At 67.3% G+C, this 19,893-nt stretch carries 14 protein-coding genes and 1 pseudogene; 2 read left to right on the forward strand and 13 right to left on the reverse strand.

Going from position 1 to position 19,893, the window contains the following annotated elements; genetic code table 11:
• Window positions 1-48: 48 nt before the first annotated feature.
• The 11 genes from AB839_RS10625 to AB839_RS10675 all read right to left on the reverse strand — a co-directional run bounded on the left by AB839_RS10625 (window position 49) and on the right by AB839_RS10675 (window position 12,291).
• On the reverse strand, window positions 49-1,764 hold the full coding sequence (locus AB839_RS10625) for a BatD family protein (protein ID WP_061479332.1): 1,716 nt from the start codon (window positions 1,762-1,764) through the stop codon (window positions 49-51).
• Window positions 1,761-3,590, reverse strand: coding sequence for a tetratricopeptide repeat protein (locus tag AB839_RS10630; protein WP_061479333.1), 1,830 nt, complete (start codon window positions 3,588-3,590; stop codon window positions 1,761-1,763). The genes AB839_RS10625 and AB839_RS10630 overlap by 4 nt, the downstream gene beginning before the upstream one ends.
• Window positions 3,587-4,591: a VWA domain-containing protein gene (locus AB839_RS10635; protein ID WP_061479334.1), complete on the reverse strand. Its 1,005-nt coding sequence runs from the start codon at window positions 4,589-4,591 to the stop codon at window positions 3,587-3,589. The genes AB839_RS10630 and AB839_RS10635 overlap by 4 nt, the downstream gene beginning before the upstream one ends.
• Window positions 4,588-5,037, reverse strand: coding sequence for a DUF4381 family protein (locus AB839_RS10640; protein WP_061479335.1), 450 nt, complete (start codon window positions 5,035-5,037; stop codon window positions 4,588-4,590). Before AB839_RS10640 ends, AB839_RS10635 begins: the two co-directional genes overlap by 4 nt.
• Window positions 5,034-5,963 (reverse strand): DUF58 domain-containing protein, encoded by a 930-nt coding sequence (locus AB839_RS10645; RefSeq protein ID WP_061479336.1) that lies wholly within the window; start codon window positions 5,961-5,963, stop codon window positions 5,034-5,036. Before AB839_RS10645 ends, AB839_RS10640 begins: the two co-directional genes overlap by 4 nt.
• An 8-nt stretch (window positions 5,964-5,971) precedes the next feature.
• A complete protein-coding gene (locus tag AB839_RS10650) occupies window positions 5,972-6,997 on the reverse strand; it encodes a MoxR family ATPase (RefSeq protein WP_049411374.1) in 1,026 nt (341 codons plus the stop codon).
• A gap of 173 nt (window positions 6,998-7,170) precedes the next feature.
• Entirely contained in the window at window positions 7,171-9,141 is a 1,971-nt protein-coding gene (locus tag AB839_RS10655; protein WP_061479337.1) for a type IV pilus secretin PilQ family protein, read from the reverse strand.
• Between the two features lie 21 nt (window positions 9,142-9,162).
• Entirely contained in the window at window positions 9,163-9,696 is a 534-nt protein-coding gene (locus tag AB839_RS10660) for a pilus assembly protein PilP (protein ID WP_005418914.1), read from the reverse strand.
• Entirely contained in the window at window positions 9,696-10,352 is a 657-nt protein-coding gene (gene pilO / locus AB839_RS10665; protein ID WP_061479338.1) for a type 4a pilus biogenesis protein PilO, read from the reverse strand. The genes AB839_RS10660 and pilO overlap by 1 nt, the downstream gene beginning before the upstream one ends.
• A complete protein-coding gene (locus AB839_RS10670; protein ID WP_061479339.1) occupies window positions 10,349-11,233 on the reverse strand; it encodes a PilN domain-containing protein in 885 nt (294 codons plus the stop codon). Before AB839_RS10670 ends, pilO begins: the two co-directional genes overlap by 4 nt.
• On the reverse strand, window positions 11,233-12,291 hold the full coding sequence (locus AB839_RS10675; protein ID WP_014038321.1) for a pilus assembly protein PilM: 1,059 nt from the start codon (window positions 12,289-12,291) through the stop codon (window positions 11,233-11,235). Before AB839_RS10675 ends, AB839_RS10670 begins: the two co-directional genes overlap by 1 nt.
• 219 nt (window positions 12,292-12,510) lie before the next feature.
• Between AB839_RS10675 and AB839_RS10680 the strand changes: the two genes are divergently transcribed.
• Window positions 12,511-14,934 (forward strand): penicillin-binding protein 1A, encoded by a 2,424-nt coding sequence (locus AB839_RS10680; RefSeq protein WP_049439722.1) that lies wholly within the window; start codon window positions 12,511-12,513, stop codon window positions 14,932-14,934.
• Window positions 14,935-15,124: 190 nt separating this feature from the next.
• Window positions 15,125-15,769, forward strand: a complete 645-nt coding sequence (locus AB839_RS10685; protein ID WP_061479340.1) for a hypothetical protein — start codon at window positions 15,125-15,127, stop codon at window positions 15,767-15,769.
• Window positions 15,770-15,884: 115 nt separating this feature from the next.
• Here AB839_RS10685 and AB839_RS10690 read toward each other — a convergent pair whose 3' ends face one another.
• Window positions 15,885-16,631, reverse strand: coding sequence for a hypothetical protein (locus AB839_RS10690; RefSeq protein WP_061479341.1), 747 nt, complete (start codon window positions 16,629-16,631; stop codon window positions 15,885-15,887).
• Between the two features lie 69 nt (window positions 16,632-16,700).
• Window positions 16,701-19,883: pseudogene (locus AB839_RS10695) on the reverse strand (YadA-like family protein); the annotation flags it as partial.
• Window positions 19,884-19,893 lie beyond the last annotated feature (10 nt).

A 19,893-nucleotide genomic window follows, 5' to 3' on the forward strand; every position in this document is an offset into this window, starting at 1 on the left:
TCCTCGAAAAATGAATGCACTCTAACAAAGCGCGCAAGCGGCGCCGGTTCAGGTTCGCCGCGGTGGATACAGCGGCGCCAGGCCAGTTTCGGCGGTGCCCTTAGCCGCCGACCAGTGCGGTCCGTCACGGAAGACCTCGCGCAGGCGCGTGCGCAACGGGGCCAGTTCGCCCTGCCCGCCCCAGCGCGCCTGCTGCAGGTCCAGCAACACCTGGCGCTGGGCCGGGTCATCCAGCCGGGCGATCACCTGCTCGATGCGTTTCACACCGGCCATCGCACACAGCCGTGCCTCCACCTGGTCGAAGCCTTCACCATCCAGCGCACGGCGCAGTTCGGCCAAGCCGGCACGCCCGCTCACCACGGTCGGCACAGAGGGCGTGCCGGCTGCAGGCGCCGCCACACGCGGGCGTCGGCCTCGCTGCCAGCCCCACAACAGGGTCAGCAGCCACAGCAGCGCCAGGCCAATGGCCGCCGCCATCCACGGCCACGGACGCTCGGACAGGCCGCTGGCGCGTGGATCGGTCGCGGCGATACGCCCATCCTGTCCATCGCTGCCCGGCAGCGCGGCAGCGGTGTCGATCGGTGGCAGCGCTGCCGGCGAGGCAGTGGCGGCGCCGGTACCGGCCGCAACGGCCAGCGTCAGGTCCGGCAGCTTCGCTTCCTGTGCCTTGCCGTTGCGCACATCCCACCAGGGCAGGCGTGGTCCCGGCACCACCAGCGAACCCGGCTGGCGCGGCACAATCGAATAGCGGCGGGTGATCTTCAGGCGCGGCGTGCTGCCGTTGAAGGTCTCTTCGTACTGTGCCGGTTCGGCGAACACCTGCGCGTTGGCGCCGACATCCGGCACCGGCAGGTCGGTGAACTGTGCTCGGGTCGCGCCTTCGGCAACCGCTTCGACCACCACGTTGGCTGCCTCGCCGGTACGGGCACTGGTGGGCGCGCTGGTGTAGCGCAGCTGCAGGCTCTGCAGGGGCAACCACGGCTGCGGCGCCTGTGCCGGCTGTGCCTGCACCTGCAACGTGCGGTCTGCGCCAGTGGCATTCATGCGGCCATCGCCGCCCCCGAAGAAGTCATCGAAGAAACCTCCGGCGCTGCGCCCGCTGAAACGCGCACCGGACAGCCGCAACGCGCCGCTGCGCTCGGGGATCAGCAGGAAACGTCGCTCGACCACGTTGTAGCGGCGCCCGTTGACCTGCCGTACGTCGGTGCGGTCGTCGCCCACCCGCTGCAACGACGCGCCCGCCGGGGTATCCAGCACCAGCTCGCCGGAGGCCAGCTGCGAGGCGAAATACAACCGCACCACCACGCCCACGCTCTGCTGCACGTACGGCGTATCGTCATCGACAACGGTTTCGATGAAGGCCATCGCATTGCTGTCAGGTCCGGCCACGGCGGCCGCATCGACCTGCAGCGTCAGCGGCGCGGTTCGCGCACTTCCCACCTGCAGGCCCGGTACCACCAGCGCACCACTGCGCCGCGGCGTCAGCGCCACGCCATACAGGTTGCGCTGCTGCATGCTGCCATTGCTCCATTCTACCTGGCGGCTGCTGGTCTGGCCGCTCAGGTCGAAGTCGGTGCGCAATGGCGTGAAGTCGGGAGCGCCCTGATCGCTCTCAACATTGAGGGTGACCGTATCACCCATCGCGATGCGGTCGCGATCCAGCCAGGCGCGTGGCTGCGCCCAGGCCAGCAGCGGCAGCCACAGCAACAGCGCCGCCAGTACCGGCCGTGACCAGTGCCCGTGCATGTTGATCGCCCACGTCATCGCCCTTCCCTCTTCCTGCGTTCGTTTTCCAGCTGGAACTTGGCCCGCAGCAACGCGCCCGGATCATCCGGCACACGCCGCATCCACGCTTCCACCGCCTGTTGCTCCTCGCGCTCGCGCGGTGTGCGGCCCTCAGCCCCCGGTACGGGTTTGCCGTCCTTGCCAGCCTCGCCTTCGCGTGCCTGCTGCATCGCCTGCTGCATGCGCTGGCGCTGCTGCTCATCGGCCTGGGCCTGTGCCTTGGCATCCTCCACCTGTGGTGGCGCCTGCTGGCCATCGCGGCCGGGCTGCGGGCTCGACGGGTTCTTGTCGTCACCCGCCTTGGGCTGCCCCTGCTGGCCCGACGGCGGCTGGCCCTGGCCGGGATTCTGCTGGCCCTGCTGCGGCTTCTGGCCCTGCGGGCTCTGCTGGCCCGGGGTATCGTTCTGCTGCTTCTGCTGCCCGCTCTGCGGTGGCTTCTGATGATCCTGGCCTTTGCCACCCGACTGCCTGCGCTTGCGCGCGGCATCGACCACGGCACGGTTGGCGACCGCATCGGCCATGCCGGGATGCAACGCCAGCGCGCGGTCGTAGGCGGCGATCGCTTCGTCGTAGTTGCCTTCGCGTGCCAGCGTGTTGCCCAGGTTGTACCAACCGGCATCGTTGTCGATGCCTTCGAAGCGTTTGCGTGCAGTGGTGAAGTCGCCGTTGCGGTAAGCCTGGACCCCCTCGGCCAGGCGCTGATGCTGCGCCTGGTCGCTACGCTTCCACAGCGTGCCCTGCGCGGGTTGCGAGGCCTGCGTCGCAGGTGCCTGCGCCTGCGCGTCATTCATCCATGGCACGAGGCCGACCGCGAGCACCGCCGCCAGCAGCGCACGACGGCGGAAGGCCAGCAATGCCAGCAGCATCACCGGCGGCAGCAGCCAGAAGCCTTCGTCACGCCACTGCCTGCCTTCGCCCGGCCGCTGCGCCGCCGTGCCTTCGCGCGCGTCGAGTACACCGAGCGCACGCAGATCGCTGTCATCGGCGGCGATGCGTGCATAGCGGCCGCCGCCTGCAGTGGCCACCGCGCGCAGGCTGCCCTCATCCAGCGCAGCCTGGCGGATCTGCCCGCTGCCATCGCGGTAGGCCGCACCGGCAGGCGTGCCCAGGCCCAGCACCGACACCTGCAGGCCCAGGCTGCGTGCCTGCGCTGCCGCCAGTGCAGCTTCACCATCCGCCTGGTCGCTGACCAGCAGGATCTGCCCCTGCAGCGCACCGATCTGCCGCATCAGCCGTGTTGCCCAGTCGATGCCGCGGTCGGCACGCTGGCCATCGCGTGGCATCACGTCCGGCGCCAGCGCATCCAGATACAGCGCAACATTGCTGCCGTCATCAGTCAGCGGCGCCACCGTGTAGGCATCATCGGCATACACCACCAGGCCCACCTGCCCGCCCTGGCGGGCGCGCAGCAGCTCGCCCACTTTCGCGCGCGCCTGCAGCAGGCGCGACGGTGGCAGATCGGTTGCACTGATCCGGCTGGACAGGTCCAGTACCACCAGCAGCGGTGCGCTGGCCTGGAACATCGGCTGCGCCTGCTGCCGCCAGCTCGGCCCGGCCATCGCCAGCGATGCCAGTGTCCAGCCCAGCAGCAGCGCCCATGGCAGGCGCACGCGACGCTTCGCACCCGCGGCCAGCAGATGTGGCAACAGGTGTGCGTCCACCGCCTGCCGCCACGCATCACTGCGTCGCTGCCGGTACAGCGACAGCGCGAGGATGAGGGGAAGCGCCAGCAGCGCCCACAACCACTCCGGTCGCAGGAAGTGCAATGCGCTCCAATCGGGAAGATTCGAAGCAAACGCGATCATCGGCGACGCTCCGGCCATAGCCAGGCCAGCACGCCCAGCAGCAACGCCAGCCCCAACGGCCACGCATAGCGTTCCTCGCGAGGGCGCAGGCTCGGGCCCTTTGCGGCCACTGGCTCCAGGCGATCGAGCTCGGCGTAGATCCCGGCCAGCTGCGCGGTATCACGCGCGCGGAAGAACTGGCCGCCGGTCATGCTGGCGATCTTCTTCAGGGTGGCCTCATCGACCGGATCCTGGTCGGTGGAAATCGGAATGCCGAACAACCGCATGCTGCCATCGCCGCCAAATGCGACCGTGTGGATGCGCACGCCCTCGGCGCGCGCCACTTCCGCGGCGCGCAGCGGTTCCAGCACACCGGCATTGCTGACACCATCGGTCAGCAGGATCAGCACGCGCTGTCCCTCCGGCTGGGTGCGCAGGCGCTTGACCGCCAGGCCGATGGCATCCCCGATGGCGGTCTCGCGCCCGGCCAGGCCGACCACGCTGTCGCGCAGCTGGTCGCGCACGCTGGCCAGGTCCGCAGTCAGCGGCGTGAGCGTGTAGGCGCGGTCACCGAAGATCAGCAGGCCGACGCGGTCGCCCGCACGACGATCAAGGAAGTCGGCAAGCACGGCCTTGGCTGCGGTCAGGCGATCGACCGCCTGGTCGCCCAGCACCATGTCGCCCTCGCCCATGCTTCCGGACACGTCCATCGCCAACATCATCTGTCGGCCCTGCTGCGGGGGTGTCATGGCGTCACCCAGCTGCTGCGGTCGCGCCAGCGCGATGCACAGTGCACACCACCCCAGCCAAAGCAGCAGCGTGCGCAGCCACGACACGTCGACGCGGCCACCACCGGACAGCGCTTCCAGCTCGGCGGCAGCGTAGGGGACGCGTAGTGCAGCACCCGGCGCTGCACGGCGCTTCCACCAGCGCATCAGCAGCGGCAACGGCAACGCCAGCAAAGCCAGCGGCCACGCCAGCTGCAGGTCCGGCCATAGCCAGTAGCTTGCCAGCAGGTTCATCGGCGGCGCTCCAGCAGCATCGCCAGGTAGCGTTCGCGGGCCCAGCTGCGTATGGCCGCCACGTCGCGGTTGTCGACGCGCGGGCGATAGGCGCCTTCGGCCAACAGGCTGCGGTGGTCATCGGCCAGCGTGCGCTGCGGGTCGAGGCGTTGCCACCAGGCGTCATCGCGCAGCGATTCACTGCCCGGCCGTGCATGGCGTGCGGCACGGCGCAGCAGTCCGGCGATGGCCGCCAGTTCGGCCGCAGCGTCGGGGGCGGTTGCCAGTTCCTGATCGAACAGCTGCAACCAGCGCTGGCGACGGCGGCGACGTCGCCACATCACCACGGCGATCACCAGCAGCACCAGCACGACCGCCGCGCCGATCATCAGGTAACCGGGGACTGGCGGCCACCATGACGGTGCCGGCGGCAGCTGCACATCGCGCAACGGCAGCGCGGCGCTCATGCCGGCACCTCGGTCGGCGACGGCGCCAGCCAGGCGTCGCTGGGCGCATCGGAGGACAGCACCTGCACGTCGACGCGGCGCGCGCCGAGCTGGCGCCGCAGCTCCTGCAGCGGCTCGACAAAATGCGCCTGCCAGTGCGCCTGCACGTCGCTGCGGCGCAGGTCGAGACCGATGCGCTGCTGCGCGGTCTGGAACTGCAACGCCGCCGACGGTGGCCGCAGCTCCAGTGGATCGACCAGCAGCACCAGGCTGAGGTCGTGATGCTGGGCCAGCGCGCTCCAGCGCGCGGGCGGAATGCGGATGGCCTGCTGCGGATCGGCCAGCACCAGCATGCGCGCGCCTGGGCGCAGCACGCGGCCGGCATGGTCCAGCGCGCGCTCCAGGCCCAGATCGTCGGCCGGCGGCTGTGCATACCAGCGAGTCAGCGCGTCGAGCACGCGGAGCACACCGCGCGGCCCACCTGCGGGGGTGATCGGCGCTTCGCGGTCGCTGCCACGCAGCGCGCCCACGCGGTCGCCACGGCGCTGCGCCGACCACGCGGCAACAGCACCCGCGCGTGCGGCCTGCACCGATTTGAAGCGCACGCGGGTACCGAAGTACAGCGCCGGCGACGTGTCGGCCACGATCAGGCTGACCCGCTCACGCTCGGCCTGGAACAATTTGGTATGGGCGCGGCCGGTGCGCGCGGTCACGCGCCAATCGATGTGGCGCGCGTCGTCGCCGGCCACGTATTCGCGCGACTCGGCGTACTCCATGCCGCGGCCGCGCAGCGGGGATGGTGCCTGGCCCGCGTTGCCGGTGCGGCCACGGCGCGGCGGCGGCGGACGCTGTGCCAGCCGGCGCAGCGCGACCAGTTCGGCCAGCTGCGGGCGCAGCCCGTCACCTTCGAGCGCAGACGGTGCCTGTTCCAGGGATCGATCGGTCATGCGCAGGCTCAGGGTGCCGGCACCCGGGCCAGCAGCTCCTGCACCAGGCGCTCGCCGTCCCAGCCTTCGGCGGTGGCTTCATAGCTGGGCAGCACGCGATGGCGCAGCACGTCGGCGGCGACCGCACGCACGTCATCGGGGGTGACGAAGTCGCGGCCGGCCAGCCAGGCGCGCGCACGGGCACAGCGCTCCAGTGCGATGGAGCCGCGCGGGCTTGCCCCCCAGGCGATGCGGCGGCCCAGGCCGGCGTCGTAGCGCGAGGGGTCGCGCGACGCCAGCACCAGCTCGATCAGGTAGCGCTCCAAGGCCGGTGCCATGTGCAGGTCCAGCACTTCACGGCGGGCATCGAACACGTCCTGCATCGGCATCTTGTCCGGCGCCGGCGCGGCCTCGCCCAATGCACCACGGGCACGCTCACGGGCCAACCGCAGGATCTCCGATTCGGCGGCCTGGTCCGGGTAGCCGATGCGCACATGCATCAGGAAGCGGTCCAGCTGCGCTTCCGGCAGCGGGAACGTGCCTTCCTGTTCGATCGGATTCTGCGTGGCCATCACCAGGAACAGCGGCGGCAGCGCATAGGTATGCCGGCCGACCGTGACCTGGCGCTCGCCCATGGCTTCCAGCAGCGCCGACTGCACCTTGGCCGGCGCGCGGTTGATCTCGTCGGCGAGCAGGATCGGGTGGAAGATCGGGCCAGGCACGAACTCGAACCGGCCTTCCTGCGGGCGCCAGATCTCGGTGCCGGTGAGGTCGGCCGGCAGCAGGTCGGGGGTGAACTGCACGCGGGCAAAGTCCGCTTCCAGGCGCGAAGCCAGCGCGCGGATCGCCGTGGTCTTGGCCAGGCCCGGTGCCCCCTCCACCAGCAGATGGCCGTCGGCCAGCAGCGCGATCAGCAGGCGTTCGACCAGTGCCGCCTGGCCGACGATCTCGGCCGACAACGCGTCGCGCAGTCCGGTGAATGCCGCATGCAGGCGGGAGATGGCCGGCGCGGGCGGCGGCGAGATGGTTTCGGGCATCGGCGGTGGCAGGTTCATGGGGGCCTTTGACCGGCGCAGGACGGCACGGGTTCCCGACATCATCGCAGGGTGCCTTGCGATTGGCATCAAGAACGGCTGAACGGCGCATCCACGCACGGCGTGGATCTACCGGCGGAAACGAGTAAGGGCCGCACAGGGCGGCCCTTCTTCGAAGACTTCGGAGCGGTGGCTCAGTTCTGCTTGGCCACGCGCAGCACCTTCGGGGTGACGAACACCAGCAGTTCGGCCTTGTCCTTGTTGCGACCGCGCTTCTTGAACAGGTTGCCCAGGAACGGCACGTCGCCCAGGAACGGTACCTTGCTGATGCTGTTGCGATCGGTGAATTCGTAGACGCCACCGATCACCACGGTCTGCCCGTCCTCGACCAGCACCGCGGTATTGACTTCGCGGCGGTTGATCGACGGCACGGTGCCGTAGCCCTCCAGCTGGATCAGCTGGTCGACTTCGTCCTTCTTCACCTGCATGTTGAGGAACACGCGGTTGTCGTTGGTGATGGTCGGAGTGACCTTCAGCTCCAGCACCACTTCCTTGAACTGCACGTTCGGCGTCGCCACGCCACCAGCGCCACCACCGCTGATGGTGACGTAGCCGATTTCCTTGCCCTGCTTGATCATCGCTTCGCGCTGGTTGGTGGTGACCACGCGCGGGTTGGAGATCACCTCGCCTCGCGACTCCTGCTGCATGGCCGACAGCTCCACGTCCAGCAGGTACCCGGCATTGAGGATGGACAGTGCCAGCGAACCCGGGTTGCTGGCGGCAGCCACCGGCAGGTTCCAGTTCAGGCCACGGGTGATGGTCGAGCCCACCGGGACAGGAGCCGGGCCCACGCGGCCACCGGCGATCCAGTCGCGCTCGGCCTTGGCGTTGTCCTGCGCGGACTTGACCTGCGATTCCCGGGTCAAGCGGTTGGCTTCGAGATTGCCACTGAAGTACACATTGTCACGGCTGCCGCTGACACCGAACTTCGCGCCCAGTTCGCGGGCGAAGGTATCGGTGGCGATGACGATGCGGCTTTCGATCAGCACCTGGTCGACCGGGCGGTCGATCACGTTGATCAGCTCGCGCATGCGCGCGATCTTCTTCGGGATGTCGCTGATCATCAGCGTGTTGGTGCGCTCGTCGGCCACGATGCGGCCGCGCGAAGACAGGAAGCCACTGTCTTCCTGCGACGAGCTGCCCGAACCACCGCCGCTGCCACCACCACCACTGCCACCGATGCCCTTGGCCTCGGTCAGCGCTTTGAAGATCTGCGTGGCGCTGTGGTAGTTGATCTGGATATAGTCGGTCTGCAGGTCTTCGCGGTTCTCGATGGCGATGCGCGCGTCTTCCTTCTCCTGCTCGAACTTGGCCAGTTCAGCCTGCGGCGCCACCCAGATCACGCTGCCATCGCGACGCTTGTCCAGGCCCTTCGCGCGCAGGACGATGTCCAGCGCCTGGTCCCATGGCACATTGACCAGGCGCAGGGTCACATTGCCCTGCACCGAGTCGGACGCAACCACGTTCAGGTTGGACTCCTCGGCGATCAACTGCAGCACGGTGCGCACCGGCACGTCCTGGAAGTTGAAGGTCACCGGCTTGCCGGTGAAACCACGCTGGCCGACGGCCTTGGCCGCCTGGGTGACGCTGCCGGCGGTGACCGCGCCGACGGCGGCCGGGGCCTGTCGCGGGCTGATCTCGACCACGTATTCATTGCCGCTCTGGTAGGCCAGCGACTCCACGGCACCCCCGGTGCTCAGCACCAGCTGGGTACCGGCACCGGACGGCTTGGCGTCGATGCGCTGTACCGGCGTGGCGAAGTCGGTGACGTTCATCGGCTTCTGCAGGTTGGCCGGCAGTCGGGCATTGCCGACGTCGACCACCACGCTGTTGCCCTGCGTGCGCAGGTCAGGGATCGCGCCCTGCCCGTCGAACTGCACGATCAGGCGCCCGGCGCCGTCATCGCCACGCTTGAAATCGATCTTGGCCACCGACAGGCCTGCCGGCGCAGCGGCCGGTGCCACGGTGGCGCCCACCGGCTTTTCCGCCGGTGCGGCAGCCAGCGCCGGAGCGCAGGCCAGCATCAGCGCGACTCCCAGCGCGCTGACACGGTTCAAGGTAGAGCGCCGGATGGGACGCAGCCCCTTGGCTTGGTGAAAGGTCATCGTGCTATCCCCAGTAAACGATCATTGATCTTCAAGCGAGAGCGTTGCCGGCCGTTCCAGCCAGCCACCCGCGCCATCCGGCACCAGTTCGATCAGCTCCACGCGGTCTTCGAAGACCGCCGTGACCCGCCCGTCGCTCTGCCCCAGGTAACCGCCCGGGCGAACCCGGTAGGTGACCTTGTCCGGCCCCATCACCAGCGCCACGGTGCCTGCACCGGTACCGATGGTGCCGACCATGTCCAGCGCATCCAGCGGGAAGCCTTCCAGCGGCTCCTTGCGCCGGTTCGGGTCCGGTCGCAATCCGCCGTTCCCCTGCTGCGGATTGGTCCAGGCATCGGTGAACGGATCGCGCATGCCCTGCGCGGAGTATTCAAAGGTCTCGAACTGCTGCATCACCGGCAGCGGCTCCAGCGGTTGCGCCGGTCGCGCGCGCTCGCCTTCCACCCACTTTTCAAGGTTCGGTGCGTCGCCGGGCGTGCTGGTCACGCCACGGCCGCAACCGGCCAGCAGCAGTACAGCCAGCACCATCGCACCACGTACGGTCTGCGCGCGCATCACTTCTTGCCCTCCTTGCCAGCGTCGGCCGCCTGCTGCGCCTGCACTTCGGTCTCGTCCAGGTAACGGTAGGTCTTGACCGTACCGGACAGTTCCAGTGCACCGCTGCGGACGTTGCCGCCGGTCTTTTCCTTGGGCTTGAGGTTGATGTCATGCATGGTCAGGATCACCACCCGCGGCAACGAGGCCACGCCACTGACGAATGCGCCGAACTGGTGGTAACTGCCCACCATGCGCAGCTTGATCGGCTTCTCGGCGTAGAACTCCTTGATCTGCTCCTGCTCCGGCTCGAACAGCTCGTTGGTCAGGCCGCTGGACAGCGCGGTCTGCGAGATGTCGATGATCAGGTCGGGCATTTCGGTCTTGCTCGGCAGCTGCCGCAGCATCTGCTGCAGCACCTGCTCCATCTGCGCCAGCTGCTGCTTCAGCGGCTCCAGGTTCACCGCGCGTTCCTGCTGCTTGGTGAACTCGGTGCGCAGCTCGACTTCCTTCGATTCCAGGCCGGCCAGCTCCTCGCGCTTGCCGCTGATCAGCGCCATCCACGCCACGAACATGATGACCAGTGCCAGCAACGAGCAGAAGACGATCTTTGCCTTCTGCGGCCAGTTGCCGATGTCGTTGAAATCCAGGTTCTTGATGTCGATCTTCTGGCTCATGCGCGGTCCCCCTGCAGCAGCGCATTGAAGGCCTGCGGCGGCTGCGCCAGGCGGCTGCCCTCAGGCTTCGGGGCAGGTGCCGGGGCCGGCGCGGCAGCCGGAGCGGCCGGTTGGTTCGGCTTGGCCGGAGTGGCCGGCGGTGCAGCGGCCGGTGCGGCGGGAGCCGCTGCCGGCTGGCCCGCTGCCGGAGCCGCAGGCGTCGCGGCATCCGGACCTGCGGCCAACGGAGCCACCGGTGCCGGCGCCGCCGTCGCCACCGAGCCATCGGCGTTCAGGCCCGGCGTCGCCGAGACCTCTTCGCTCTGTGCCGGCAGTTTCACCTTGACCACGAACACGTAGGGCAGCGCCTTGATGTCGGCCAGCGGACCGACCTTGCCATCCTTGTCCTTCTCCGGGTCACGCGCTTCGATGATCGACAGCTCCGGATTGGTCATCCAGCCGGAGGTCTCCAGGTTGCGCATGTAGGCCGAAACGCGGGCATTGGACTGGGTGCGACCTTCCAGCGTCAGCACATCCCCTTCCTGCTTCAGTGCGGTCAGCACCACGCCGTCGGGGATGGTGCGCACCAGTGCGTCGAACAGGTGGACCATCTGCGAGCGCTTGGCCTGCAGTTCCTCGATCACCTTCTTGCGGGCCAGCAGGCGTTCCTTCTGCGCGTCGAGGCGATCGATCTCCTTGTTCTGTTCCTTGACCTTCTCGATCTCGGCTTCCAGATAGGCGTTGCGGTCCATCTGGCCGCTCACCTGGCGGTCGTAATAGAACCAGATCATCAGCGACAACAGCAGGCCACCGACAGCGGCCATGCCCAGCATTGCGTAGAACTCGCGCTGGCGTTGCTTGCGCCGTTCGGCGCGCCAGGGCAATAGATTGATGCGTGCCATCAGTCGAAGCTCCTCAGCGCCAGACCGGTCGCGATCATCAGCGCGGGGGCATCCTGGGCCAACGCATGCGCGTTCACCTTCGGCCCCAGGGTCATCTGCGCCAGCGGGTTGGCGACCACGGTCGGCACGCCCAGCTGCTCCTCGACCATCTCCGGCAGGCCACCGAGCACGGCGCAGCCGCCGGCCAGCACGATGTGATCGACGCGGTTGAATTCGCTGCCCGCATAGAAGAACTGCAGCAGGCGGCTGATCTGCTGGACCGTGGCTTCCTTGAACGGCTCCAGCACTTCCATTTCGTAGCTTTCCGGCAGGCCACCCTGGCGCTTGGCCAGCCCGGCTTCCTCGTAGCTCAGGCCGTAGCGGCGCATGATCTCGTCGGTCAGCTGCTTGCCACCGAACACCTGCTCGCGGCTGTAAAGGCTACGGCCGCCGCGCAGGACATTGAGGGTGGTCATGGTGGCGCCGATGTCGACCAGCGCAACCACGCCGTCGATGGACACCGGCAGCTCGCTGGCGACCAGGGCGTAGGCGTTCTCGACCGCAAAGGCCTCCACGTCCATCACCTTGGCCTGCAGGCCACCGAGCTCCAGTGCGGACTGGCGCAGCTCGACATTCTCCGAACGCGACGCCGCCAGCAGGACCTGGACCATCTCCGGGTTGTTCGGGATCGACCCGATCACCTCGAAGTCCAGGTTCACTTCCTCGATCGGATACGGAATGTAGTTGACCGCTTCCAGCTCGATCTGGGCTTCCATGTCGTTTTCGTCGAGATCGGCCGGCATCGGGATCACCTTGGTGATCACCGCCGACCCCGCGACGGCGGCAGCGGCCAGCTTGGCCTTGCTGCCTGAACGGTTCATCGCCCGGCGGATGGCCTCACCGACGGCCTCCACTTCGACGATGTTCTTCTCCACCACCGCATTCGGCGGAAGAGGTTCCACAGCGTAATGTTCCACGCGGAAACGATTGCCGCTGCGGGACAGCTGCAAAAGCTTTACCGCAGTCGAACTGATGTCGACGCCTACAAGCGGCGACTGACTTTTTGGGATGAGCCCCACGGTTTCTCCCCTGCCGACGGGCACTTGGACGCAAGACCTGCGTCCGAGCATTAATAACGTATTCTTAGCAAATGGCAACGGCCCTGCTGTGAAATCCCTCACGGATTCACCATGCAGCCCCTGACTGTTCCCCTTGCGCTCCCCGGTGCCGACCCCAGCCGCCACCTTGCGTAATCTATACTCTGCGACCACGAAATTCGCAATCGGAATCTGAACCCGATGACTCGACTCCGCCGCTGGCTGCGCTGGATCTTCCTGATTGTCCTGGTCCTGGCGCTGATCGGCGCGGCCGCCGTGGGCGGTCTGTACTATGCCGTTTCCTCCAAGCTTCCCGACGTGCAGACCCTGCGCGACGTGGAAATGCAGGAGCCGATGTACGTCTATGCCGCCGACGGCAAGCTGATGGCGGTGTTCGGCGAGACCCGGCGCACCCCGGTCACCATGAAGGACGTGCCCGAGCGGCTGAAGCAGGCCTTCCTGGCCACCGAGGACGCCCGCTTCTACGAGCATGGCGGCGTGGACTACATGGGCATCGGCCGTGCGGTCTGGCTGCTGGCCACCACCAACGACAAGCGCGTGCCGGGTGGCTCCACCATCACCCAGCAGGTCGCCCGCCAGTTCTTCCTCAGCTCCGAGTACAGCTACACCCGCAAGCTGGCCGAGATCCTGCTGGCGCGGAAGATCGAGTCCGAGCTGAGCAAGGACGAGATCTTCGAGCTGTACCTGAACAAGAGTTTCTTCGGCAACCGCGCCTACGGCGTGGCCGCCGCCGCCGAGTTCTACTACGGCAAGAAGCTGAACGAGCTGGACCTGGACGAGATGGCCTCGCTGGCCGGTATCCCCAAGTTCCCGTCCTCGGGCAACCCGATCTCCAACCCGGAACGTGCCCGCCAGCGCCGCGACAACTACGTGCTGCAGCGCATGGCCGACCTGAAGTTCGTCAGCCAGGCCGAGGCCGACGCGGCCAAGGCCGTGCCGATGCACGCCACCGCGCATGAGCCGCCGGTACAGGTCGATGCCCCGTACGTGGCCGAGCTGGTGCGCCAGGAAATGATCGCCCGCTTCGGCGGCGACGTGGTCAACAAGGGTTACCACGTCACCACCACGATCGATTCCACCCTGCAGACTGCGGCCAACCTGGCCGTGCGTGATGGCCTGCTGCTGTACGACCACCGCCACGGTTGGCACGGCGTGGAGAAGCAGGTGCAGCTGGGCGCCGGCGACGATGCTGCCGCCCTGGCCGAGCACCTGCGTGGCATGTACGGCCAGGCCGGCCTGCTGCCGGCAATCGTCGCCAGCACCGCTGCCGACGGCAGCGCCACGGTGGTGCTGGCCAACCGCACCGAGATCGTGCTGCCGGCCGGTGCCGCCAAGTGGACCAACAAGACCCCGGGCAAGCTGGTGCAGCGCGGCGACATCGTGCGCGTACGCGCCGGTGCCAAGGAGGGCGAGTGGCTGCTGGACCAGATCCCGCGCGGCCAATCCGCGCTGGTCTCGCTGGATGCCCACAGCGGCGCGCTGAAGGCGCTGGTCGGTGGCTTCAGCTTCTCCGGCAACAAGTTCAACCGCGCCACCCAGGCCCGCCGCCAGCCGGGTTCCAGCTTCAAGCCGTTCATCTACGCCGCAGCGTTCGACAAGGGCTACAACCCGGCCTCGATCGTGCTCGACGCCCCGGTCGTGTTCCGCGATCGCCGCGGCAAGACCTGGGCCCCGCAGAACGACGGCGGCGGCTTCCGCGGCCCGATGCGCCTGCGTGAAGCGCTGGTGCAGTCGCGCAACCTGGTCTCGGTGCGCCTGCTCGATGGCATGGGCGTGGACTATGCGCGCAAGTACATCAGCGAATTTGGCTTCGCCGAATCGGAGCTTCCGCCGAACCTGTCGATGTCGCTGGGTACTGCCTCGCTGACCCCGCTGTCGGTGGCGCGTGGCTACGCGGTGTTCGCCAATGGCGGCTCGCGCGTGGATACCTGGCTGATCGACCAGGTCAATGACCGCGACGGCAACCTGGTGTTCAAGGAAAACCCGGCACTGGCCTGCCGCGACTGTGCGGGCAGCAGCGATCAGCCGGTCAACCAGGTGGTGGATGGCTTCAACTTCGGCGCCCCGGCCCCGAAGGTGGACCCGGCCGCTGCGGCCAAGGCCGAAGCCAAGACCGAAACTGCCGCCGCTCCGGCCAACCCGGACGCCCGCACTGCCCCGCGCGCGATCGACGCCCGTACCGCCTACCAGCTGGTGTCGATGATGCGCGACGTGGTCCAGCGCGGTACCGGTGTGCAGGCCAAGGTGCTCGGCCGCGAGGACGTGGGCGGCAAGACCGGCTCCACCAACGACCATCGTGACGCCTGGTTCTCCGGCTTCGGCGGCCCGTACGTGACCACCGTGTGGGTGGGCCGCGACGACTTCCGCTCGCTGGGTTACCGCGAATACGGTGGCAAGGCGGCGCTGCCGATCTGGATCGACTACATGCGCACCGCGCTGAAGGACACCCCGATCGCGCAGAACGAGCCGCCCAGCGGCATGGTCCAGGCCACCCTCAACGGCGCGACCGAGTGGGTGAAGGTGGAAGACATGGACCGCCTGACCGACTACGACCTGAACCTCAATACGCCGCAGGCCGACGCCGCCGCGTTCGATATCTTCTGAGGAAGGGCCAGGTGGGTGCCAACCGTGGGTTGGCACCGCTACGACTGTAGAGCCGAGCCCATGCTCGGCTCAGGGCCCCCGCGTAGAGCAGCCGAGCATGGGCTCGGCTCTACATCCCCACCTTGAAATACCCACGCGGATGTCACATCCGTGCGCTAGTCTGTAGCCAGGTCGCAACAGGAGTCATCGCATGCACCGCGCCCGTCAGCATGCTGCCAGCCAGACCCGCGAGCGGCGCCACCGCCTCGCCCACGAAGCCGCCCGCCTGATGGCTGAAGGCGGCATCCGCGACTACCACCAGGCCAAGTTGAAGGCCGCCAGCCGGCTCGGCATCCACGACGATGCCTCCCTGCCCCGCAACACCGAGATCGAAGACGCCCTGCGCGAGTACCAGCGGCTGTTCGCTGGCCCCCAGCACGGCAGCGAACTTCAGCGCCGCCGCGAGGCCGCGATGCGTGCGCTGGAGTTCCTGCACGGCTTCGCCCCACGGCTGGCCGGCCCGGTGCTGGAAGGTACCGCCGATGCCAACAGCCCGGTGCAGCTGCACCTGCACAGCGACGACCCGGAAGCCGTGCACCGCTTCCTGGAGGAGCACGGCATCCCCGCCGAATCGCGGACGCGCCGGCTGCGCATGGACCGCGAGCGCAGCCTGGATGTGCCAGTGTGGGTGTTCAGTGCCGAGGAGCTGACCTTCGACCTGGCCGTGCTGCCGTACGATGCGCTGCGCCAGGCGCCGCTGTCCCCGGTGGATGAGAAGCCGATGCGGCGCGCGTCTGTCGCACAGTTGCGGCAGCTGCTGGCCGAAGCGGAGATCACCGCGTACGTCGGCGGGTGACGGTCGCGCAGGTTCTGGTAGGTGCGGACCGTTGGTCCGCACGGTGCATCAGGCATCCGGATAGCTGACCGAAGAGCAGCCGAGCATGGCTCGGCTCTACAGGAGGTGCGTTGCCCTACCAGACATCATGGTGCTGCTCCTCCGTTTCATCGCCAAGCAGGCGCATCAACCAGGGGGCTCCCACCCGCTGCGGGTACGCCATCATCATCCGCGCGTGCATGTTCTGCAGATCGCCCAGCAACCAGGTCTGGTTGTAGACATCGCCGAACGGATCGGACCACGCCGTCTGTATCCGCGCGCGCTCACCGCCGTTGAGGTTGGGCATCCTGTCCAGCGGGATCTCCAGTACCGGCTCCAGCGCCCGATTGATGGCCGCGTTCTCCGCCTCCGCCGCACGCATGAGCTCCAGCCGATGGCTCACCTGCCAGCACGGGAAAGGGAAGCAGCTTCCCGTGGCATCAATGTACGCCGCGATGTCGGCCAACATGTGAGCCTTCAGCTGCCACACCATCGCACTGTCCAGCAGCTGCCGCACCCGCAGTGTGCGCAGCGTGCCGGCGCGGACATCCTCCGGCGTGGTGAACGGCTCACCCGGGGTTGGGCCGCCATGCCGCACCAGCACGATGCGATGGATCGCCTCCTGGGTGATGTTCTCCACGCGCAGCGCGGCCGCCTCCGGATGCACGCGCGGCGGCGGCACGCTCGATACCCGCCAGGTGTACCAGGCCGCCAAGCCCGTGCCCGCCACGCACAGCAGGGCGAACAGCAGCCAGCGGTCCAGATTGCGGGTGTAGTAGTAATACCGCGCCCGCCACAGATAGAACGTGCGATAGCTGATGAATCGGCTTACCCAACGGTACATGGCCATTTCCTCGGCAAGGGCCCCGGCGCGGCGGGGCGGGTTACGCGCGTCACGCCGGGGCTCCATCGCTTACCAGCCGATGCCGACGCCGACGCCCATGCTGCGCTCACCGCTGTTGGTGAACGCCCCATTGAGGCTGAAGGTGGCCGAGCCCTTCTCGTTGAGCACGCGCTGGTAGCCCACCGCCATCGCCGACTCACCCTCGCTGTAGCCCACGCCCGCACCGAGGCGGTTGTAGGTGGCCAGGCCGGCGGTGTTCATCGCCATCGCGCTCTGCGCGCTGCTCATCGCCGCCATGCGGTTGAAGCGCTTGTCCATCTTGTCCAGGCGGCGCTCGAAATTGCTGATCGCACCATCGGTGTACTCGTTGGCACGGGCCAGCATCTTCTCCAGCTCGGCGGTGTCGACCTGCGGCTTGGGCGTGTCGTCCTGCTTCGACTTCGGCTGCGGCGTAGGCTTGTCACCCTCGCCGATCGACGCCACCTGCTGGCCGCCTTCGGCCTGCGGCACCGGTGCTTCCGGCTCCGGCGCCGAAGCGACGGCCATTGCCCGCGGCTGCGGCGCATCGATGCGCTCTTCCAGGCCATCGATACGGCCGTTGAGCTGCTGCTGCATCGAATGCAGCTGGCCACCGTTGACCGCGTCGCGGCTGCCGGCCGCGATCAGGCCGTTGGCCACGTTGGAGACGACCATGCCGTTGGCGCCGGCCAGGGTGAGCTGGGCGGTACCGTCTGCGCGAACCGACGGGGTTTCCTGGAACACGGAGCGGAGCTGGGACTCGACCTGGTTCACCCGCGAGGTGGTGCTGACGACCGCGCCGTCGAGCGCTTCCAATGCACCATTGAGCGTGGTTTGGGACTGGCCCTGCACGTTGAAGCTGGGGCCGACGATGTTGCCGTTGGCATCGACTTCGCCGCCGAGGGCGGAGAGCGCGCCGCGCAGCTGGCCGACGGTGGCGGCGTTGTGGTTGGCGGTGCCGTTTGCGATGTTTACGAGGCGGCGCTTGATGCCCACACCGCCAAATGACACAACTCCTTCTTCATCTGCCAGGGAGCTGTTTCCAAGTGCCAGAGAGCCATGAGCTCCGCCTTCAACTCTTGCGCTAGCACCAATCGCTACACCTCCACGTGCACCGCTAGCGACTCCGCCGACCTGTGAACCTGCCCCCATTGCGAATCCATTTTCGGAATCCATAGAGACGGCTGCCCCTCTACCAATTGCGGTGGAGTTCTTCCCCATCGCCTCCGCAAACGTGCCTACCGCGGTTCCTCCATCCAGTCCCGTCTTTGCTGAATTTCCAACCGCAACGCCTGCCACACCTGCTTCGGCGCGTTCACTGAAGGGCGCTGATCCGATACTCACAAACTGTGCGACATCCTCAAGCTCCGAAACACGGCTGTTGGTCTCATAGAGCTGACTGCCGCGCACAACGTCCGAGCTATCAGCCGACAGCCTCGCCCCGGCCACGCCAGTCAAACGCGCACCGCCATAGTCGATGACGCTCGCATCCAATCCACGCACTGCCTGCTCGCCCATCTCCCGCTCCTTGCGCATCGCCTCCAGATCATTCCGATTCTGCGAGATCTTCTGCTCTGCGGCGTACAACTGACTGCCGGTTACGGCATCACGACTTCCTGGTGCCACTCGGCCGTCAGCCAGATTGGTCAGCACCATGCCATTCACGCCATTCAGCGCGATCTGGCTCATGCCGTCGGCGCGGGCCGACGGTGAGTCCTGGAAGATCGAGCTGAGCTGACCTTCCACCTTGTCCGCGCGACGACCTGCGGTGATGACAGCGCCATCAAGTGCCATCAGCGCGTCCTCGACGGTGTTCTGCGTTCCGCTCTGCACTGTATAAGTTGGAGCGATGATGTTGCCGCTGGCATCCATGCCTGCGCCGCCGCCGAGGGTGGCGAGGGAGTCCTTGAGCTGAGAGACGGTGGTGGCGTTGTGGTCGGCGGTGCCACGGGCGATGTTGGTGAGACGACGTTGAGTTGTAGCATTGCCAAAAGACGCCGTTCCAGGCTCGTCTGCAGCGGAGTCTGCACCCAACGCCATGGAGCCAACAGCAGAGTTCCCAACCACAGCGCCCGCTCCGATCGCAACTCCGTTGTTTGCATGCACCTGAGCACCTGCCCCCATCGCAAAACCATCTGAGGCGCCACCAGCGACTCCAGCTCCACGGCCAACTGCCACTGAGTTCTTTCCCAGAGCTGTTGCGAAGGCGCCCAAGGCGGTGCCTCCCTCAGCTCCGGCCTTCGCTGAATCACCAATAGCCACCCCAAACAACGTCGCTTCTGCGCGCTCACTGAGTGAGTCAACACCCACACTCACATACTGATGGGTGCTCTCCAAATCCGAGATTCGACTGTTCGTCGCGTGGAGTTGGCTACCTGAAACGGCCTCAGCGCTATCGGCACTAACCGCCCCATCTGCAACACCACTGATCCTTCGATTGGCATTGGCGCTATTGCGCACATCCAAGGTCGTTCCGCTGTTCTTCTCACCCAGGCGCACATCACCAGACGCAGACACCTGGGCCACCAGTCCACCCAGCGCCGCTGTTTCGACCAACGCATTGGCCGCATCCGCCTTCGCCACGGCAGCGTCTGCGCTCGCAGACCTGGCCACATCCTCCACCGTCGTCACCTTGTCATTGGTGGCATTGAGCTGCCTGCCGTTGACGGCGTCATAGCTGCTGGCGCCGACCACGCCGTCGGCCACACCGGTCAGGTTCCGATTCGCGTTCGCGCTATTGCGCACATCCAGTACGGTCCCGCTATTCTTCTCACCCACGCGAACATTGCCGCTGGCACTGACCTGATTCAACAGCCCGTTGAGCGTCCCCACCTGCGTCATCGCGGTGTTCGCTGTGGTCTTGGCGGAACTGGCATCGCTCATCGCGATGCTGACATTGCTGTTGGTGGTGTTGAGCTGCCGACCCGTCACCGCATCGGTACTTGTCGAGGACAACGTCGCGTCCGCAACACCCGTGATCCTGCGGTTGGCACTGGCACTGTTCCGCACGTCCAGGACAGTTCCACTGTTGGATGCGCCCAGACGGACGTTCTCCGAGGCTGATGTCTGGCTCAGGAGGCCGGAGAGCGTATTGGCCTTCGCCAGCGCGCTGTCGGCATTTGTCTTCGCGGCGTCGGCGACGGAGCGCGCGGCCGTGACATTGCTGTTGGTGGTGTTGAGCTGCCGACCCGTCACCGCATCGGTACTGGTTGAAGACAATGTCGCGTCCGCAACACCCGTGATC

Origin of the sequence: Stenotrophomonas sp. DDT-1, from assembly GCF_001580555.1 — a bacterium.
GTDB lineage: Bacteria > Pseudomonadota > Gammaproteobacteria > Xanthomonadales > Xanthomonadaceae > Stenotrophomonas > Stenotrophomonas sepilia.